The organism is Hansschlegelia zhihuaiae (assembly GCF_004103825.1).
Classification (GTDB): domain Bacteria; phylum Pseudomonadota; class Alphaproteobacteria; order Rhizobiales; family Methylopilaceae; genus Methylopila; species Methylopila zhihuaiae.
The window spans coordinates 60693-77251 of the sequence record NZ_RYFI01000021.1 but is presented as its reverse complement, the minus strand read 5'-3'; the positions used below and the strand labels follow the sequence as shown (position 1 = coordinate 77251).

Annotated in this window: 19 protein-coding genes; 11 read left to right on the top strand and 8 right to left on the bottom strand. The window is 68.4% G+C overall.

Annotated features, from left to right (window positions below; all coding sequences use genetic code 11):
• Positions 1–187: 187 nt before the first annotated feature.
• Positions 188–451: a GlsB/YeaQ/YmgE family stress response membrane protein gene (locus EK403_RS18660; protein ID WP_128778969.1), complete on the bottom strand. Its 264-nt coding sequence runs from the start codon at positions 449–451 to the stop codon at positions 188–190.
• A gap of 207 nt (positions 452–658) precedes the next feature.
• Here EK403_RS18660 and ccrA point away from each other — a divergent pair, with 207 nt between their 5' ends.
• Together ccrA and EK403_RS18650 are read left to right on the top strand one after the other, a co-directional pair.
• Positions 659–1948: a crotonyl-CoA carboxylase/reductase gene (gene ccrA / locus EK403_RS18655; protein ID WP_128778968.1), complete on the top strand. Its 1290-nt coding sequence runs from the start codon at positions 659–661 to the stop codon at positions 1946–1948.
• Between the two features lie 4 nt (positions 1949–1952).
• On the top strand, positions 1953–2396 hold the full coding sequence (locus EK403_RS18650) for an aspartate 1-decarboxylase (RefSeq protein ID WP_128778967.1): 444 nt from the start codon (positions 1953–1955) through the stop codon (positions 2394–2396).
• Positions 2397–2411: 15 nt separating this feature from the next.
• Here EK403_RS18650 and EK403_RS18645 read toward each other — a convergent pair whose 3' ends face one another.
• Positions 2412–2795 carry a DUF2794 domain-containing protein gene (locus tag EK403_RS18645; RefSeq protein WP_128778966.1) on the bottom strand — a complete coding sequence of 128 codons (384 nt, stop codon included), beginning with the start codon at positions 2793–2795 and terminating at the stop codon, positions 2412–2414.
• 217 nt (positions 2796–3012) lie between these two features.
• Between EK403_RS18645 and EK403_RS18640 the strand changes: the two genes are divergently transcribed.
• Both EK403_RS18640 and EK403_RS18635 read left to right on the top strand, forming a co-directional pair.
• Entirely contained in the window at positions 3013–3294 is a 282-nt protein-coding gene (locus tag EK403_RS18640) for a type II toxin-antitoxin system RelE/ParE family toxin (RefSeq protein ID WP_128778965.1), read from the top strand.
• A 43-nt stretch (positions 3295–3337) separates the two neighbouring features.
• Complete coding sequence (locus tag EK403_RS18635) at positions 3338–3670, top strand: HigA family addiction module antitoxin (RefSeq protein ID WP_128778964.1); 333 nt, start codon at positions 3338–3340, stop codon at positions 3668–3670.
• A gap of 19 nt (positions 3671–3689) precedes the next feature.
• On the opposite strand, the gene EK403_RS18630 is transcribed toward EK403_RS18635, so the two are convergent.
• The 3 genes from EK403_RS18630 to acnA all read right to left on the bottom strand — a co-directional run bounded on the left by EK403_RS18630 (position 3690) and on the right by acnA (position 8285).
• A complete protein-coding gene (locus EK403_RS18630; RefSeq protein WP_128778963.1) occupies positions 3690–4709 on the bottom strand; it encodes an alpha/beta fold hydrolase in 1020 nt (339 codons plus the stop codon).
• The gene (locus EK403_RS18625; RefSeq protein WP_128778962.1) at positions 4706–5500 is read right to left on the bottom strand and encodes a DUF1223 domain-containing protein; all 795 of its coding nucleotides are present in this window, start codon (positions 5498–5500) and stop codon (positions 4706–4708) included. The genes EK403_RS18630 and EK403_RS18625 overlap by 4 nt, the downstream gene beginning before the upstream one ends.
• Positions 5501–5603: 103 nt before the next feature.
• On the bottom strand, positions 5604–8285 hold the full coding sequence (acnA, locus tag EK403_RS18620; RefSeq protein WP_128778961.1) for an aconitate hydratase AcnA: 2682 nt from the start codon (positions 8283–8285) through the stop codon (positions 5604–5606).
• A gap of 197 nt (positions 8286–8482) precedes the next feature.
• Here acnA and ccmA point away from each other — a divergent pair, with 197 nt between their 5' ends.
• Positions 8483–9115, top strand: a complete 633-nt coding sequence (gene ccmA / locus EK403_RS18615; protein ID WP_128778960.1) for a heme ABC exporter ATP-binding protein CcmA — start codon at positions 8483–8485, stop codon at positions 9113–9115.
• Between the two features lie 123 nt (positions 9116–9238).
• Here the strand turns inward: ccmA and EK403_RS18610 are convergent, their stop codons facing one another.
• Complete coding sequence (locus EK403_RS18610; RefSeq protein WP_128778959.1) at positions 9239–9757, bottom strand: PepSY domain-containing protein; 519 nt, start codon at positions 9755–9757, stop codon at positions 9239–9241.
• Between the two features lie 115 nt (positions 9758–9872).
• On the opposite strand from EK403_RS18610, the gene ccmB reads away from it, so the two are divergent.
• From ccmB to EK403_RS18580, 6 genes are all read left to right on the top strand, one after another.
• On the top strand, positions 9873–10526 hold the full coding sequence (gene ccmB, locus EK403_RS18605) for a heme exporter protein CcmB (RefSeq protein ID WP_128778958.1): 654 nt from the start codon (positions 9873–9875) through the stop codon (positions 10524–10526).
• A 198-nt stretch (positions 10527–10724) separates the two neighbouring features.
• On the top strand, positions 10725–11489 hold the full coding sequence (locus EK403_RS18600; RefSeq protein WP_128778977.1) for a heme ABC transporter permease: 765 nt from the start codon (positions 10725–10727) through the stop codon (positions 11487–11489).
• Positions 11486–11638 (top strand): heme exporter protein CcmD, encoded by a 153-nt coding sequence (gene ccmD / locus EK403_RS18595; protein WP_128778957.1) that lies wholly within the window; start codon positions 11486–11488, stop codon positions 11636–11638. The genes EK403_RS18600 and ccmD overlap by 4 nt, the downstream gene beginning before the upstream one ends.
• Positions 11635–12231: a DsbE family thiol:disulfide interchange protein gene (locus tag EK403_RS18590; protein ID WP_128778956.1), complete on the top strand. Its 597-nt coding sequence runs from the start codon at positions 11635–11637 to the stop codon at positions 12229–12231. Before ccmD ends, EK403_RS18590 begins: the two co-directional genes overlap by 4 nt.
• Positions 12232–12350: 119 nt before the next feature.
• Positions 12351–13067, top strand: coding sequence for a hypothetical protein (locus EK403_RS18585; protein WP_164919672.1), 717 nt, complete (start codon positions 12351–12353; stop codon positions 13065–13067).
• Entirely contained in the window at positions 13064–13462 is a 399-nt protein-coding gene (locus EK403_RS18580; protein WP_128778955.1) for a PIN-like domain-containing protein, read from the top strand. Before EK403_RS18585 ends, EK403_RS18580 begins: the two co-directional genes overlap by 4 nt.
• A 14-nt stretch (positions 13463–13476) precedes the next feature.
• Here EK403_RS18580 and ribB read toward each other — a convergent pair whose 3' ends face one another.
• Positions 13477–14589: a 3,4-dihydroxy-2-butanone-4-phosphate synthase gene (ribB, locus tag EK403_RS18575; RefSeq protein WP_128778954.1), complete on the bottom strand. Its 1113-nt coding sequence runs from the start codon at positions 14587–14589 to the stop codon at positions 13477–13479.
• A 91-nt stretch (positions 14590–14680) separates the two neighbouring features.
• A partial coding sequence (locus EK403_RS18570) for a response regulator (protein ID WP_164919671.1) occupies positions 14681–16559 on the bottom strand: 1879 nt, incomplete at its 5' end.

Below are 16559 nucleotides of genomic sequence, written 5' to 3'. Positions count from 1 at the left end.
GATCATCGCGGCCACCGTCACCTACTGGTGCAATTGAGTCCGGACCCTAGCGCGACGCCGATGTCCCGGCCTCGAGCCGGGACCCATTTTGCGCCCCCGAGCCAGAAGACGCCGCTCGCGCCGAAGCCCGCTTTGCGCCGACGGAACCGGATGGGTCCCGGCTCAAGGCCGGGACGTGAGCGCGGCGCTAGACTCGTCTGAACAACCCGATGATCAGCAGCAGCACGATCGCGCCGATGGTCGCGCCGACCAGCGTGCCGATCAGGCCGCCGCCCACGAAGACGCCGAGCTTGGCGAGCAGCCAAGTGCCGATAAAGGCCCCGATGATTCCCACAATGATGTTGCCGATGATGCCGAGGCCGTAGCCGCGCACCACGATGCCGGCGAGCCAACCCGCGACGCCGCCGATAAGCAGCACCGCGAGGATCCCATAGCCTGCGAAAGGTTCCATGTCCGACCGTCTCCCTCGTCCGAGCGATAGCCCCGGCGACACATATGGCGGCGCGGCCCGCCGGCCATGCCGCCATATGTGTATATGGCGGCGCGGCCCGCCGGCCATGCCGCGCCGCAGCATAGAGCCAACGTCGCATTGCGCAGGCGCATCGCGAGCGCTTAGGTCCCCTTCCAAACGAGACCAACAATCAAGCGAGCAGCCGCCATGTCCGCGACCGCCGAGCGCAAAGACCTCTACGATCTGGGCGAGATGCCGCCGCTCGGCCATGTGCCCAAGAGCATGCACGCCTGGGTCGTCCGCAAGGAGCGGCACGGGCCGCCGGAAAGCGCGAACGAGCTCGAGGTGGTGCCGACCTGGCCGCTCGGCGACGAGGACGTGCTGGTCTATGTCATGGCCGCGGGCGTCAACTACAACCATGTCTGGGGTTCGCTGGGAGAGCCCGTCTCGCCGATCGACAGCCACAAGTCGCCGATCCATATCGGCGGCTCCGACGCCTCCGGCATCGTCTGGGCGGTCGGCTCCAAGGTGAAGCTCTGGAAGGTCGGCGACGAGGTCGTCATCCACTGCAACCAGGACGACGGCGACGACGAGGAGTGCAATGGCGGCGACCCGATGTTCTCGCCCTCCCAGCGCATCTGGGGCTACGAGACGCCGGACGGCTCGTTCGCGCAGTTCTGCCGGGTGCAGTCCCGCCAGCTGATGCCGCGGCCGAAGCACCTCACCTGGGAGGAGGCGGCCTGCTACACGCTGACGCTCGCCACCGCCTACCGCATGCTGTTCGGCCACGCGCCGCATCAGCTGAAGCCCTCCGACAACGTGCTGGTCTGGGGCGCCTCGGGCGGCCTCGGCGTGTTCGCCGTGCAGCTGATCGCGGCGTCGGGCGCGAACGCGATCGGCGTGATCTCCGACGAGTCGAAGCGCGACTACGTGCTCGGCCTCGGCGCCAAGGGCGTCATCAACCGCAAGGATTTCGACTGCTGGGGCCAGATGCCCAAGGTCAACAGCCCCGAATACAACGCCTGGGTGAAGTCGGCGCGCGCCTTCGGCAAGGCGATCTGGGAGATCACCGGCAAGGGCGTCGACGTCGACATGGTGTTCGAGCATCCGGGCGAGTCGACCTTCCCGGTCTCCTGCCTGGTGGTGAAGCGCGGCGGCATGGTGGTGTTCTGCGCCGGCACCACGGGCTACAACATCACCTTCGACGCCCGCTATGTCTGGATGCGGCAGAAGCGTATCCAGGGCTCGCATTTCGCCCATCTGAAGCAGGCGGCCGCCGCCAACCGCTTCGTGCTCGACCGCCGAGTCGACCCCTGCATGTCGACGGTGTTCGCGTTCAACGACATCCCGAAGGCCCACACCCAGATGTGGAAGAACCAGCACCCGCCCGGCAACATGGCGGTGCTGGTGAATTCTCCGCGCGCGGGCCTCAGGACCGTCGAGGAGGTCCAGGAGGCCTATGCGGCCTCGAAGGCGCAGAAGCCGGCGGCGGCCTGAGCCGGTGCAGCGCTTCGTCCGCGCGAAGCTCCATGGGATCCGCGTCACCGGCGCGGATCTCAACTATCACGGCTCGATCACGCTCGATCCCGAGATCTGCCGGCAGGCGGGTCTCGACCCGCTCGAATTCGTCGAGATCTGGAACAAGAGCTCCGGCGCGCGGATCGCGACCTATGTGCTCTATGGCGAGCCGGGCTCGCGCTGCTGCGTGCTGAACGGGGCGGCGGCGCGCACCTGCCAGGTCGGCGACGAGGTGATCATCGCCTCGGCGACCTACGGCTCGCTCGACGACGTCGTCGAGGCGAGCCCGAAAGTGCTCACCTTCGACGAGCGCAACGAGGTCGCCGAGGCGCTCGCCTATCGCGTCTTCCGTAACGAGCGCGGCGAGCCGGACATGGCGATCGAAAACGGCGGCGCGGTCGTCCCGATCCGGCGGCTGGTGGGCTGAGACCCGCTCCGCGCTTCAGGCGGTGACGAGCCTCAGGGTCTTCTGCTCGAGCACCGCCAGCACCCGGGCGAGCTCGTGGCCGCGCTTCAGGATGAGGCCCGTGGCGGACACCACCGCATAGGCGCCCTGTCGGCGCGCGAGGCGGGGCGTCTTCTCGATCCGGTAGAGCGGCGCCTCGCTCGATCGCCGGAACACCGAAAACACGGCCTGGTCCTTCAGGAAGTCGATCGCGTAGTCGCGCCATTCGCCGGCCGCGACCATCCGGCCATAGAGCTCGAGCAGGTCGCGCAATTCGCGCCGGTCGAAGGACACCTGCGAGGATGGGGGCGAGGCGGGACGGGCCGCCTGGGCGTGGGGTCCCCCGCGGGGGACGAAGCGTATGGGCTCGAGATCGCTCATCGCGCCTCCTTCATCGAGCCGTCATGATCGCCCCCGACGGGCCCGCGCGCAAGGCGGCTGACCGAGACTTATGGCGCGAGTCGGCCGAAAACGGCCCTCCATCAGACCCGGCTCACGATCGTCGGGTCGACTGCCAGTATCGGTCTTTGATACAAGGATCGCCTTGTGCTATGTGTCTGTGATTGATACGTGGCTCGGAAGCGGCTGACGGGCTCTCATGATCGTGAGCTTCCGCGACCGCATGACGGCCGCCGTGTCTCAGGGCAAATGCCCGAAGGGGTTTCCGACGGACATTTTCAGGGCCGCGTTCAGGAAACTCACGATGCTCAATTCGGCAGCGACGCTGGAGGATCTGGCTTCGCCGCCGGGCAATCGTCTGGAGGCGCTGAAAGGAGACCGCGCCGGTCAGTATTCGATCCGGATCAATGATCAGTTCCGCATCTGCTTCATATGGAGCGCGGCGGGGCCGACCGATGTGGAAGTGGTCGATTATCATTGATCCTGCTGGTCGAAACCGAACCTGAACCTGTGACGTGAAAACCATGAACCTTAAGACGATCAGCGACCCTGAAACTATCGCCGATCTCCCGCCGATCCATCCGGGCGAGATACTGCGAGAGGAGTTCATCGAGCCGCTAGAATTGTCCGCCGGGAAGGTCGCGAAGGCCTGCCACGTCCCGCGCACGCGGATTGAAAGAATCGTGCGCGAGGAGATCGGCGTCACGCCCGACACCGCGCTTCGGCTCGCGCGTTATCTTGGAACCACCGTGGACTTCTGGATCAACCTGCAGGCGCACTATGACGCCGAGGTCGCCAAGAGGATCGGCGCCGAGGTCGTGGCCGGGATTGTCCCGCTGGAGCGCTCGGCGGCGTGAGCCTTAACCAACCGCAGGCTTAAGGCGCGCCAAGCGCCTTCAGCAGCGCGGCGTCGAACTCGGCCGGGGCCTCGATATGCGGCGCGTGGCCGAGGCCGGGGAACTCGACAAGCTTCGCGCCGGGCATCGCGGCCGCAGCCTTCCGGCCGAGCGCCGGATAGTCGCCGAGGCGCTTGGCGACCTCGGGCGGCGCGCGGTTCGCGCCGGGCGCGGTGCGGTCGCCCTGCCCGACCATCAGCACGGTCGGGACCTTGATCTCCGGGAACTCGTAGACGACCGGCTGCGTGTAGATCATCTCGTGGGTGAGCGCGCCGATCCAGGCGACGCGGTCCCGCCCTGCGCCGTGATACATGCCGGCGTTCATCTCGGCCCAGCGGTCGTATTCAGGCTTCCACTTGCCGTCGTAGTAGAACTTCAGCTGGTAGGCCTTGACCGTGTCGTAGGTGGTCTTGAGCTCCTGCTCGTTCAGCCTGTCGATGGTGGCGTAGGGAACGCCCTCGGCCTTCCAGTCCTCGAAGCCGAGCGGATTGACCATCACCAGCGTCTCGGTCGCGGCCGGGTGCATCAGCGCGTAGCGCGCCGCCAACATGCCGCCCATCGAATGGCCGAGCACGACCGCCTTCTCGACGCTGATCGACTTCAGCAGCGCGTTGGTGTTGGCGGCGAGCTGGTGGAACGAGAACTGGTAGGCTTCAGGCTTGGTCGACTTGCAGAAGCCGATCTGGTCGACGGCCACGACGCGGAAGCCCGCGCCCGACAACGTCCTGATCAGCCCCTCGAAGGTCGCGGCGCAGAAATTCTTGCCGTGGAGCAGGACGACGGCGCGGCCGTTCGGGCGCTCGGGCGCGACGTCCATATAGGCCATCGACATCTTCGCGCCCTGCGACACGAAATCGAAGCGCCGCACCTCGTGCGGATAGTCGAAGTCTTCGAGCTCGAGCCCGTATGACGGGTGATCGTCGGCCGCGCGGGCGGTTCCGATCGCGAGGAGCAGCGCCGTTGCGACGGCGCAGGCCGCGACTCTCCGCGGGAGGCTCAATAGGGCTCGCGCGACAGGCGCGAGGTCGTGGTGGGGACGACCGCCGGCGCAGGCGGCGCCTCCGCGTCGGCGCGCGCGGCGCCCAGCACCCCGCCCGGCTGGCCGCCATTGCCGGCCTGCACAAGCACGGCGAGGCTGTCGGAATCCGGGCTCATCACCTCGTCTGCCGCGATCTCGAACTTGGCGGGCGCGCCTTCCCAGGCGCCGAGCCGCGTCATGTGGCGCACGACATTGGCGTAGACGACGTGGCGGCCGGCGTTCTCGCCCTTGCCGATCTCGACCGGCCGCGACTTCTGGATCGCGAACGCCCAGACCTCGCCATGCCGCTCCTTGAGCGGGCCGCGCGGCGCCGCGACCTCGACTTCGAGGCGGCCGTCTTCGATCTTGAGCGCGACGGGCAGGGCGAGGCCGCCCGACCCTTCCGCCCGGGCGATCGCGGCCTCCACCGCCTTGCGGTCGCCGCCCACGGCGCTTTCGCGGCCGTTCACGACGATCTGCGGCGTGAACACCTTCCGGTCCCCGCGCGCCATGGCGTAGGCGCGCTGGCGCGCCGAATTGGCCGGGCTCGCCAGCGTGTCCTTCCAGCCGAGATAATCCCAGTAGTCGACCGCAAGGGTCAGCACGAGCATGCGGTCGTCGGGCGCGAGCTCGCTCGCGAGACGGTCGGCGGGCGGGCAGGAGGAGCAGCCCTGGCTGGTGAACAGCTCGACCACCGAACGCGGCGCTTCGCCGGCCCATGCGGGGCCCGCGAAGAGGCAGCCGACGGCGACGAGACGTTTGAGAAGACGCATGAACCAGCCTGTCCGGGCGCGGGGGACGTAACGGCGATTTTTATGGGTCGGAGGCGGAGCGTCGGCCACTCACATGGCGGTGACGCTCCGAGACGTGATCGGATCAGGCCGCAAGGCTGCGCAGCACGTAGTGCAGGATTCCGCCGTTGCGGAAGTAGTCGAGCTCGTCCAGCGTGTCGATCCGGCAGAGCAGCGGGACCTTGCGGGTCTCGCCGCCAGCCGAGGTGATCTCGGCTTCCAGCGTCGCGCGGGGCTTAAGGCCTTCGGCGAGGCCGTGGATCGTGACGGTCTCGTCGCCCTTGAGCCCGAGCGACTGCCACGAGTCCCCCTCCTGGAAGGTGAGCGGAACGACGCCCATGCCGACCAGGTTCGAGCGGTGGATGCGCTCGAAGGACTGGGCGATCACGGCGCGCACGCCGAGCAGGTTGGTGCCCTTGGCGGCCCAGTCGCGCGACGAGCCGGTGCCGTACTCCTTGCCCGCGAACACCACGAGCGGCACGCCTTCGGCCTTGTATTTCATGGCGGCGTCGTAGATCGGCATCTGCTCGCCGTCGGGCCAGTGCTTGGTCATGCCGCCCTCGACGCCGTCCAGCATCTGGTTCCTGATGCGGATGTTGGCGAAGGTGCCGCGCATCATGACCTGATGGTTGCCGCGCCGCGTGCCGTACTGGTTGAAGTCGGCGGGCCGCACCTGGTGGTCGCGCAGATACTCCCCGGCCGGCGAGGCCTGCTTGATCGAGCCCGCGGGCGAGATGTGGTCGGTGGTGATCGAGTCCAGGAACAGGCCGAGGATCCGCGCGTCGTCGATGTCGGTGATCGGCTCCGGCTCGCGGCTCATGCCCTCGAAATAAGGCGGGTTCTGCACATAGGTCGAGGTGTCGACCCAGGCGTAGGTCTCGCCGGAGGGCGCGTCGATCTTCCGCCAGTTCTCGTCGCCCTTGAAGACGTCGGCGTATTTCTCCTGGAACATCGCCTTGGTGACGTTCTGGCGGATAAAATCCTGGACCTCCTGGTTCGAGGGCCAGATGTCCTTGAGATAGACCGGCCCGTCGGCCCCCTCGCCGAGCGGCTCGGTGGTGAGGTCGACCTTGAGCGAGCCCGCGAGCGCATAGGCCACGACGAGCGGCGGCGAGGCGAGGTAGTTGGCCTTCACGTCCGGATTGACTCGGCCCTCGAAGTTGCGGTTGCCGGAGAGCACCGCGCCGACCACGAGGTCGTTCTCGTTGATCGCCTCGGAGATGTCCTCGGGCAGCGGGCCGGAATTGCCGATGCAGGTGGTGCAGCCGAAGCCCACGAGGTTGAAGCCCAATGCGTCGAGGTCGTCCTGCAGGTCCGCGGCTTCGAGATAGGCCTCGACCACCTGGGAGCCGGGCGCGAGCGAGGTCTTCACCCAGGGCTTCGACTTCAGCCCCTTGGCGACCGCGTTGCGGGCGAGCAGGCCCGCGGCGATCAGCACGCTCGGGTTCGAGGTGTTGGTGCAGGAGGTGATGGCCGCGATCGTCACGTCGCCATGGCCGATGTCGAAATCGGCGTTCGCGACCTTAGCGCGCTTGTCCGCCTCGCTGGGCTTCTTGAACTCGCCCTCGAGCGAGGCCAGGAAGCCGGCCTTGGCGTCCTTCAGCAGCACCCGGTCCTGCGGCCGCTTCGGGCCGGCGAGCGACGGCTCCACGGTGGTGATGTCGAGCTCGAGCGAATCCGTGAACACCGGGTCCGGCGAGCCCTTCTCGCGCCACATGCCCTGCGCCTTGCAATAGGCCTCGACCAGCGCGAGCCGCTCTGGATCGCGGCCGGTCTCGTCGAGATAGGCGATCGTCTCGGCGTCGACGGGGAAGAAGCCGCAGGTCGCGCCATATTCGGGCGCCATGTTGCCGATCGTGGCGCGGTCGGCGAGCGACAGATGGTCGAGCCCGTCGCCGTAGAACTCCACGAACTTGCCCACGACGCCCTTTTTCCGCAGCATCTGGGTCACGGTCAGAACCAGGTCGGTGGCGGTGATCCCCTCCTTGAGCTGGCCGGTCAGCTTGAAGCCGATCACCTCGGGGATCAGCATCGAGACCGGCTGGCCAAGCATCGCGGCCTCGGCCTCGATGCCGCCCACGCCCCAGCCGAGCACGCCGAGGCCGTTGACCATGGTGGTGTGGCTGTCCGTGCCGACGCAGGTGTCCGGATAGGCGACGGTCTCGCCGTTCTCGTCCTTGGTCCAGACCGTCTGGGCGAGATATTCGAGATTGACCTGGTGGCAGATGCCGGTGCCGGGCGGCACCACGCGAAAATTCTCGAACGCCGACTGGCCCCATTTCAGGAAGCGGTAGCGCTCCTGGTTCTGCCGGTACTCCTCCTCGACATTCTTGCCGAAGGCGGCGTCATTGCCGAAGAAGTTCACGATCACCGAGTGGTCGATGACGAGGTCGACCGGCACCAGCGGGTTGATGCGCTTCGGGTCGCCGCCGAGATGCACCATGGCGTCGCGCATCGCTGCGAGATCGACGACGGCGGGCACGCCGGTGAAATCCTGCATCAGCACGCGCGAGGGCCGGTAGGCGATCTCGTATTCGCCCTTGCCGCGGTTCTCGAGCCAGTCCTTGACGGCCGAGATGTCCTCTTTCTTGACCGTGCGCCCGTCCTCGAACCGCAGCAGGTTCTCGAGCAGCACCTTCATCGAGAAGGGCAGCTTCGAGACGCCTTCGAGCCCGTTCGCCTCGGCGTCCGGGATGCTGTAGTAGCGGTAGCTCTTCGGGCCGACCGACAGGGTCTTGGACGAACGGAAGCTGTCGGGATGGGACACGGGGCTCGCTCCTCGGGCTGGCGGCGCCGACGGGCCGGGCGGGATCGCCGACCGTCTCATGTGCGCTGCACAAGATCGCCGTCTGGCGTCCTTATAGGAGAAGTCTTGGCGACGTTGAAGCCGCTTGAAAGCCGGGCCGCCATAACGAAATCGCGCCGCCTAAGAGGGGTTCCAGACGAACGGCGCGGCGTCGCCCGATGAAGCTCGTCGCCGAAGATCTCACGGTGTCGCGCGGCGGGCGGCTGGTGCTCGTCGGCGTCGGCTTCGCGGTCGCGGCCGGCGGCGCGCTTGCGGTGGTCGGACCGAACGGGGCCGGCAAGTCGACGCTGCTGCGCACGCTCGCCGGGCTGATCACCCCGGATTCGGGCTCTGTCCGGATTGAGGGCGACGACGACGAACCGCGCGAGCGCATGCACCTGCTCGGCCATCTCGACGCGGTCAAGGCCGGGCTCACCGTCGAGCGGAACCTGCGTTTCGCGCGCGACGCGCTCGGCGGCGAAGGCGTCCTTCAGGCCGCGCTCGACCACGTCGGCCTCGGCGCGCTCGCCGAATTGCCGGGCGCCGTCCTGTCAGCCGGTCAGCGCCGCCGGCTCGCGCTGGCCCGCCTCATCTGCGCGCCGCGCCCCGTCTGGCTGCTCGACGAGCCGACTGCCGCGCTCGACGCCGCGGGCCAGAGGCTGCTCGAGCGCCTCGTCGCCGAGCACCGCGCGAAGGGCGGCCTCGTGGTTGCCGCGACCCATATGGAGCTCGGCTTCGAGGACGCCGAGACGCTCGATCTTGGGAAGAGCGCGGCCCGAAGCCGGAACTCGGCGCTCATGTCCCGGCCTTGAGCCGGGACCCATAACCTCCGCGATCGAGAATTGGTCGTCGCGGCGGTGTCGGGCTTTGAAGCGCGCCGCCGGATAGGTCCCGGCTCAAGGCCGGGACATGACGGCGGCGCGCTTCGCCAAGCGTCAGTCCACCTTCGCGTTGCCGGTCGCGTCGACGTCGACGTCCTTGTCGCCCTGGTCGGTGATGACGTCGATCTCATAGGCGACCGCGTCGCCGGAGCGCTCGACCTCGGCGCCGTAGGCCTTGCCGCCGGCGGCCTTCTCGGCGGCCGCGATCGCGTCCTTGAGCTGGACCTGCGCCTTGCTGAAGTCCTCCGGCTTCAGCATCGTGAAGTATTTCTCGAAGGTCTGCTCCTCCTGGCCTTTCACCTCTCCGGAATTCGGGTCGATGTAGTATTCGGTCAGCTTGTTGCCGCCGTCCGCGATGACCTTGATCTCCCAGCGGCCGCCATTGTCGTCCTCGAAATCGGCCTCGGTCGCCTTGCCGCCGCCCTTTGCCTCGGCGGCCTCGATGGCCTGGACGATGGAAATCTTGGCGCTCTTCGCCATCTCGGCGTCGTCGGCGCGAGCCGGGGAGACGGCGAGCCCAATGGCGGCGGCGAGCGCGACGCCAGCGACGGAGAGGTAAGGGCTTTTGGACATGATGGTTCGTCTCCGGACATGCTATGGGCCGACGACGCCGGCCGGGCATGCGAAACGCCCGGCGGGGCGGTATGTTGCAACCGGGGCCTAGCTCTTTGGTCACCCTCGCTGTTCGATGACGTCGCCCCACGCAGCCCTTCTGTCGCGCGATCTCGCGCTCGCCCGCGGCGGCGGAGCGGGGCTCGGCCTCGTGTTCTTCCTCCTGGTGGTGACCCTCACCCCCTTCGCGGTCGGGCCCGACCTCGCTCTGCTGAGGCGCATCGGCCCCGCGATCCTGTGGCTCGGCGCGCTGCTCGCGACCCTGCTTGGGCTCGACCGGCTGCTGCAGGCGGATCACGAGGATGGCGGGCTCGACCTCATCCACCTCGCGCCGGCGCCGCTCGAGACCATGGTGGCGACCAAGATCCTCGCGCATTGGCTGACCACCGGCCTGCCGCTGGTGCTGGCCGCGCCGCTGTTCGGCGTGATGCTCGACCTCGGACCGGCGGCGCTCGGGAAAACCGCGCTCGCGCTGCTGGTCGGCACGCCGGCGCTCGCGAGCCTCGGGGCGGTGGGCGCGGCGCTCACCGTGGGGCTCAGGCGCGGCGGGCTGCTGGTCCCGGTGCTGATCCTGCCGCTCGCGATCCCGACGCTGATTTTCGGCGTCGCGGCGAGCGACCCGGCGCGGGATGGGTTCGGCCCGCTCGGGGCGCTGGCGGGGCTGACGCTCGGCTACATGGTGCTAGGACCGATCGCGGCAGCAGCGGCGCTCAGGGCGCTGCGCGAATGAACGCGACTGCGACCGAAGGCGGGTTTCGCTCGCGCGCGAGACGCCGTAGGTAGTGGCCAACTCAGACGTCATTCCGGCCGGAGCCGGAGGCGGAGAGCCGGGATCGTCCTCAGAATGGGCGCTATTTCCGGATGACGATCCCGGATCGGCGGCTCGCACCGCCGTCCGGGATGACGCTTGGACCGATCCGCAGACGCTATGGGCCTGATCTCCGCCGTCTCCTCGCTCGCCAACCCTGCGCGCTTCTCGGCCTTCGCGGGCCGCGCGCTGCCCTGGCTCGCCGGGGCGACGGCGCTGACGCTCGCCGCGGGCCTCTATCTCGGCCTGTTCGTCGCGCCGGCGGACTACCAGCAGGGCGAGACGGTGCGCATCATGTTCCTGCACGTGCCGTCCGCCTGGCTCGGCATGATGGCGTACGTCGTCATGGCGGTCGCGAGTCTCGGCGTGCTGGTCTGGAAGCACCCGATGGCCGACGTCTCGGCCAAGGCCGCGGCGCCGCTCGGGGCCGCCTTCACCTTCCTCGCGCTCGCCCCCGGCTCGCTCTGGGGCAAGCCGATGTGGGGGACCTGGTGGGTGTGGGACGCCCGCCTCACCTCGTTCCTGATCCTGTTCCTGATGTATCTCGGGCTGATGGCGCTGCGCTCCGCCATGGAGGAGCCGTCGCGCGCCGCCAAGGCCTGCGCGATCCTGACCCTGGTGGGCTCGATCAACATCCCGATCGTGAAGTTCTCGGTCGACTGGTGGAACACGCTGCACCAGCCGGCCTCGGTGATCCGCGCCGGCAAGCCCGCCATGGACCCGTCGATCCTGGTCCCGCTGCTGGTCTGCGCCGTCGGCTTCACGCTGCTGTTCGTCACGCTCCATCTCGCCGCGATGCGCACCGAGCTGGTCCGCCGGCGGCTGAGGACGCTGCGCATCACCGCTGCGTCCGCGGCCGCGCTCGCCGCGGAGCCCGCCGAATGACCGGCCCTCACCTCGGCTTCATCCTCGCGGCCTACGCGATCGGCTTTGCGGTCGTGGCCGGCCTCATCCTGTGGACCTGGGCCGACTGGCGCGCGCAGTCCCGTGCGCTGAAGGCGCTCGAGGGACCCCGGCGCAGGCCTGCGTCGTGAGCGTGCCGGACGCCGAGGCGCCGCGGCCCTCCTCCGGCCGACGCAAGCTCCTGCTCATCCCGCTCCTCGTCTTCGTCGCGCTCGCGGCGCTGCTCTTTGCGCGCCTGTTCAGCGGCGACCCCTCGACCCTGCCCTCGGCGCTGATCGGCCGCCCGGCGCCCGACCTCGCGCTACCGCCGCTCGAAGGGCTGACGGCCGACGGTGCCGCCGTGCCGGGCTTCTCGCGCGCCGAGCTCGCCTCCGGCGAGGTGACGCTGGTCAACGTCTTCGCGTCCTGGTGCGGCCCCTGCCGCGACGAGCACCCGGAGCTGATGGAGCTCAAGGCGCGCGGCCTGAGGCTGTTCGGCCTCAACCATAAGGACAATCCGGAGAACGCCCGCCGCTTCCTCGGCGGCCTCGGCAACCCGTTCTCGCGCGTCGGCGTCGACCCGAACGGCCGCGCCTCGATCGAATGGGGCGTCTATGGCGTGCCCGAGACCTTCGTGGTCGACGGCCAGGGGCGCATCGCGTTCAAATTCGTCGGCCCGCTGACGGACGCGGCGGTGGAAGCAAAGCTGATGCCGGCGATCGAGAAGGCGAAGAGCGCGAAGTAGTACGCTGCCGGCGGGTCGACCGAGAAGGTCCCGGCCGATAAGCCTCTGAGCCTTCGGAAAATCACGTTTGTGATCGGCGCGGCGCACGCTACCTTCAAGCGATGACGAATGGGAATTTCATGACGGCGCTTTCAGCTGAGAAACTCTCAAGGCCGTCGCTGGCGATCGGCCTCGGCTCGTACACGGCTCTGGAGGCCGGACGGCTTCTCCGAACGCGCCCCATCAATATCCGCCGTTGGATGGGAGGGTATACATACAGGGAGCGGGGTGAGGAGTTCGCAGTACCCCCTCTGTGGACCCCTCAACTGCAGCTGATCGACGATCAGTTGGAGATCGGCTTCAGGGATCTCGTCGAACTCCGGTTCGTGAAGAAATTTCTCGATGCAGGTCTCGGATTGAAAACCGTCCGCTATTGCCTTCGCGTGGCAGTTGCGTGCGTCAACGATCCAAGGCCATTTTCGACCCGACGCTTCCGCACCGACGGCAAGACAATCTTCCTTCAAACGATATCGACAGCGGAGGGCGAGCAGTTGCTCGACCTGAAGAGGAGACAATTTGTCTTCACGAAAGTGATCGAGCAAACGTTCAAAGACCTTGATATCGACGACGACGTGGTGAGCCGCTGGCGGCCGCTAAGCGGTAAGCGAAGCATCGTGATCGACCCGGCCCGGGCTTTTGGGGCGCCGATTGCTGCCGACTATGGCGTCCCTACAGTGGCCTTGGCCGAGGCTACGGAAGCCGAAGGATCGGTGGAGGCCGCGGCTGCCGCGTATGAGGTTCCAGCGGCCGTCGTGCGCGATGCTGTCCGCTTCGAACAACAATTGTTGGACGCTTGAAGGTTCTGATCGACGAGAACCTTCCGCCGCGGCTCGCCAGAGCCCTCCATGAATTGCTCAAGCCTCAGCATCAGGTCTATGCGTCGCGCGCTCTTTTTGGGACGGGTGTCAAAGACCTAGACTGGATGGCTCGACTTAACGCCGAAGGCGGTTGGGTCGTGATATCCGGCGACCGTCGCATCACACGCAACAAGCACGAGGCCGCGGCCTTTAGAGCTTCAAATATGATCGGATTCTTCTTATCCAAAGGCCTTCAGAAATCACCTCTTCTGAAACAAATGGAGAGACTGTGCGCCCTCTGGCCGTCAATCGAGGCCCAGACAAAGCTGGTCGCCGGCGGGGCAATGTTTGAACTTCAAATGAAGAGCACGAAGCTTTCCCAGATGAAGGCCTAAAACACGAGCTGCCGCTACTCGTCGACGATCTCGGTCTTCTCGATCGCGATGCCGAAGCCCGCGAGGCCGACGAACTGGCGCTCATGCCCGGCGAGCAGCGAGATCTTCCTTGCGCCGAGGTCGCGCAGGATCTGCGCGCCGACGCCGATCTCGAGCCAGCGGGCCTGGCGCTTGCGGGCGGAGAGATGCTTCTCGCCGTCCCCGGTCGCCGCCGGCGCGGCGTCGGCGGCGTCGCGCAGCACCGCCGGGTCGCGGATCAGCACGAAGACGCCGCGCCCGCAGTCGCCGAAGCGGGCGAGCGCGTTGTCGAGCCAGCCCTTCGAGGTCGCGGCGCCGCGCAGCAGGTCGGAGAGCAGGTGCTCGCGGTGGATGCGGCAGGGCACGGGAGCCTCGCCGCCGACGTCCCCCACCGTGATCGCGAGGTGCTGGGTCTGCTCGAACGGCGTCTCGTAGATCGTGATGGTGGCGTCGAGGCCGCCGATGCGGCGCTCGAAGCGGTCGATCCGCTTGACGAAGGTCTCGCGCTTCGAGCGGTGGTCGATCAGGTCCTCGATCGAGACGATCTTCAGCCCGTGCTGCTTGGCGAAGGCCAGCAGCTCCGGCAGCCGCTTGACCGTGCCGTCGTCGTTGACGACCTCGGCCAGCACGCCGACCGCGGGCAGGCCTGCGAGCGCCGCGAGGTCTGTCGCGGCCTCGGTGTGACCCGAGCGGGTCAGAACCCCGCCCTCGCGGGCGATCAGCGGGAACACGTGGCCGGGACGCAGGAAATCGCTCGCGATGACGTTGTCGGAGGCGAGGGCCCGGACGGTGTTGGCCCGCTCCTCGCCCGAAATGCCGGTGGTGAGCCCGACCCGATAGTCCACGGAAACGGTGAACGCCGTCCGCATGGGGTCGCGGTTGTTGGCGACCATCGGCGCGAGATTGAGGGCGTCGGCGCGCTCCGCCGTCATCGGCGCGCAGATGATGCCGCTGGTGTGCCGGATCATGAAGGCGAGCGTCTCGGGCGTCGCCTTCGAGGCCGCCATGATGAGGTCGCCCTCGTTCTCGCGGTCGGTGTCGTCCACCACGACCACGAGTTCGCCCGCGGCGATCGCGGCGATCGCGGCTTCGATGCTGTCGAGGGTCATGCCGGCCTGTCGGTCATGTGCGGGGCGCGCCCGCGGAGGGCCGTCCGAATGCACCCCGGCCGCCCCCGGGTCAAGGCTCCGGCGGCGGCGGTCAGCCCCTGCGTCCCGCGCAGGCCTCGAGCGCGTCGCGCAGCGTCGCGGCGTCGAACGGCTTGGTGACGATCGCGAAGCGTCCGCCTTCGGCGATCGCGGGCGGGGCCTCGAAGCCGTCCCGGCCGGTCGAGAATACCACGGGCAGGCCGGGGCGTTCGCGGCGGCACCATTCGGCGAGCGCAGCGCCGTCGTCGTCCGGCAGACCGAGATCGGTCAGCAGCAGGTCGAAGGGCTCGCCGCCCTGGATCGCCTTCTTGGCGGTCGAGGCGTTGCGCGCCTCGGTCGCGCTATGCCCGAAGCTCGTCAGAAGCTCGACCAGGCTCATCGCGATCAGCGGTTCGTCCTCGACCAGCAGAATGCGCAGCGGGGCGGCCGCCTCGGCCGCGACGGAGGCGGGCGGCCCTTCCAGCAGACCGCGCAGCGCCTGGGCGAGCTGGTCCTTGCGATAGGGCTTCTGGATGAGGTGCACGTCGGCGTCGATGCGGCCCTGGTGGACGATGACGTTCTCGGCGTAGCCCGACATGAACAGCACCTTGAGGTCCGGCGATTTCGCCCGGGCGAGCCGGGCGAAATCGGGCGGCGTCGGCGACCCCGGCATCACGACGTCCGACAGCAGCAGGTCGAAGGCCCGCCCAGATTCGAGCAGCGCGACGGCCTCGCGGGTCGAGCCGACGGCCGTGACGTCGTAGCCGAGCGACGCCACCAGGTCGGCCACGGAGCTGCGGACCGCGTCGTCATCCTCGAGCAGCAGGATGCGCTCGCCCTGGGCGGGCGCCGGCGGGGCCTCGGCGTCCGCCTCGGGCGCCGCCTCCGCATGGCTGCGCGGCAGGAACAGCCGAACCGTGGTGCCCTCTCCTGGCGCGCTCTCGATCGCGATGCGGCCCTGGCTCTGCTCGATGAAGCCCTGCACCTGCGGCAGGCCGAGGCCGGTGCCGCGCCCTTCGGGCTTGGTCGAGAAGAACGGCTCGAACACCCGCGACAGCACGGATTGCGGCATGCCGCAGCCGACGTCCGTCACCGAGATCGCGATGCGCTCGCCCTCTCTTGCCCCGGCCGCGAGATGCCGGACCGCGATCGCGAGTCGGCCGCCGCCCGGCATCGCGTCGCGCCCGTTGATCGCGAGGTTGAGCACGGCGTTTTCGAGCTGCGCGGGGTCGACCAGCGCGGTCCATCCGCCGGGATCGCGCGTGATCTCGACTTCGATGGTCTCGCCGAGCGTGCGGTCGAACAGGTCGGACATGGCCGCCACCAGCGCCCCGACGTCGGTCGGCTTCGGCGCGAGCGGCTGGCGGCGCGAGAAGGCGAGCAACTGCCGCGTCAGCTTCGCGCCGCGGTCGGTTCCCGCCATGGCGTCCCGCAGCCGCTTCGCGATCGCGGGCGTCATGACCGGCGCGAGCTCCGCGGACAGCAGCTCAAGATTGCCCTTCACGACCTGAAGCAGGTTGTTGAAGTCGTGCGCGACGCCGCCGGTGAGCTGGCCCACGACCTCCATCTTCTGCGCCTGGCGGAGCTGTTGCTCGCCCTTGCGCCGCTCGGTCAGGTCGCGGGCCGAGCCGACCACGCGGACGGAGCGGCCGTCGGCCGTCGGGACCGGCGCGAGCGCGACCTCGAACACCCGCTCCTCGCCGTCGAGCTCGCTGGTCTGCTCGTAGCGGATCGGCTGGCTGGTCGCCGCGCAGGTCTCGATCTCCCCGCGGAGCCGCTCGGCGGTCTCGCGCGGCAGCAGGTCGCCGAGCTGGCGGCCGCGCATGGCGTTCCGGGAGACGCCGAGCGCCCGCTCCATCACGCGGTTCACCGTCTCGACGCGGATCGGCGCGCCGGGCGCGACCGAGACCACGAAGACGCCGTCGGTGGTGTTGTCGATATAGGCGAGATAG

What these genes read in the sequence shown, in the direction of transcription:
- EK403_RS18660 (WP_128778969.1), bottom strand. Translation starts at nt 451, where the DNA reads ATGGAACCTTTCGCAGGCTATGGGATCCTCGCGGTGCTGCTTATCGGC.
- ccrA (WP_128778968.1), top strand. Translation starts at nt 659, where the DNA reads ATGTCCGCGACCGCCGAGCGCAAAGACCTCTACGATCTGGGCGAGATG.
- EK403_RS18645 (WP_128778966.1), bottom strand. Translation starts at nt 2,795, where the DNA reads ATGAGCGATCTCGAGCCCATACGCTTCGTCCCCCGCGGGGGACCCCAC.
- EK403_RS18640 (WP_128778965.1), top strand. Translation starts at nt 3,013, where the DNA reads ATGATCGTGAGCTTCCGCGACCGCATGACGGCCGCCGTGTCTCAGGGC.
- EK403_RS18635 (WP_128778964.1), top strand. Translation starts at nt 3,338, where the DNA reads ATGAACCTTAAGACGATCAGCGACCCTGAAACTATCGCCGATCTCCCG.
- EK403_RS18625 (WP_128778962.1), bottom strand. Translation starts at nt 5,500, where the DNA reads ATGCGTCTTCTCAAACGTCTCGTCGCCGTCGGCTGCCTCTTCGCGGGC.
- ccmA (WP_128778960.1), top strand. Translation starts at nt 8,483, where the DNA reads ATGAAGCTCGTCGCCGAAGATCTCACGGTGTCGCGCGGCGGGCGGCTG.
- EK403_RS18610 (WP_128778959.1), bottom strand. Translation starts at nt 9,757, where the DNA reads ATGTCCAAAAGCCCTTACCTCTCCGTCGCTGGCGTCGCGCTCGCCGCC.
- ccmB (WP_128778958.1), top strand. Translation starts at nt 9,873, where the DNA reads ATGACGTCGCCCCACGCAGCCCTTCTGTCGCGCGATCTCGCGCTCGCC.
- EK403_RS18600 (WP_128778977.1), top strand. Translation starts at nt 10,725, where the DNA reads ATGGGCCTGATCTCCGCCGTCTCCTCGCTCGCCAACCCTGCGCGCTTC.
- ccmD (WP_128778957.1), top strand. Translation starts at nt 11,486, where the DNA reads ATGACCGGCCCTCACCTCGGCTTCATCCTCGCGGCCTACGCGATCGGC.
- EK403_RS18585 (WP_164919672.1), top strand. Translation starts at nt 12,351, where the DNA reads ATGACGGCGCTTTCAGCTGAGAAACTCTCAAGGCCGTCGCTGGCGATC.
- ribB (WP_128778954.1), bottom strand. Translation starts at nt 14,589, where the DNA reads ATGACCCTCGACAGCATCGAAGCCGCGATCGCCGCGATCGCCGCGGGC.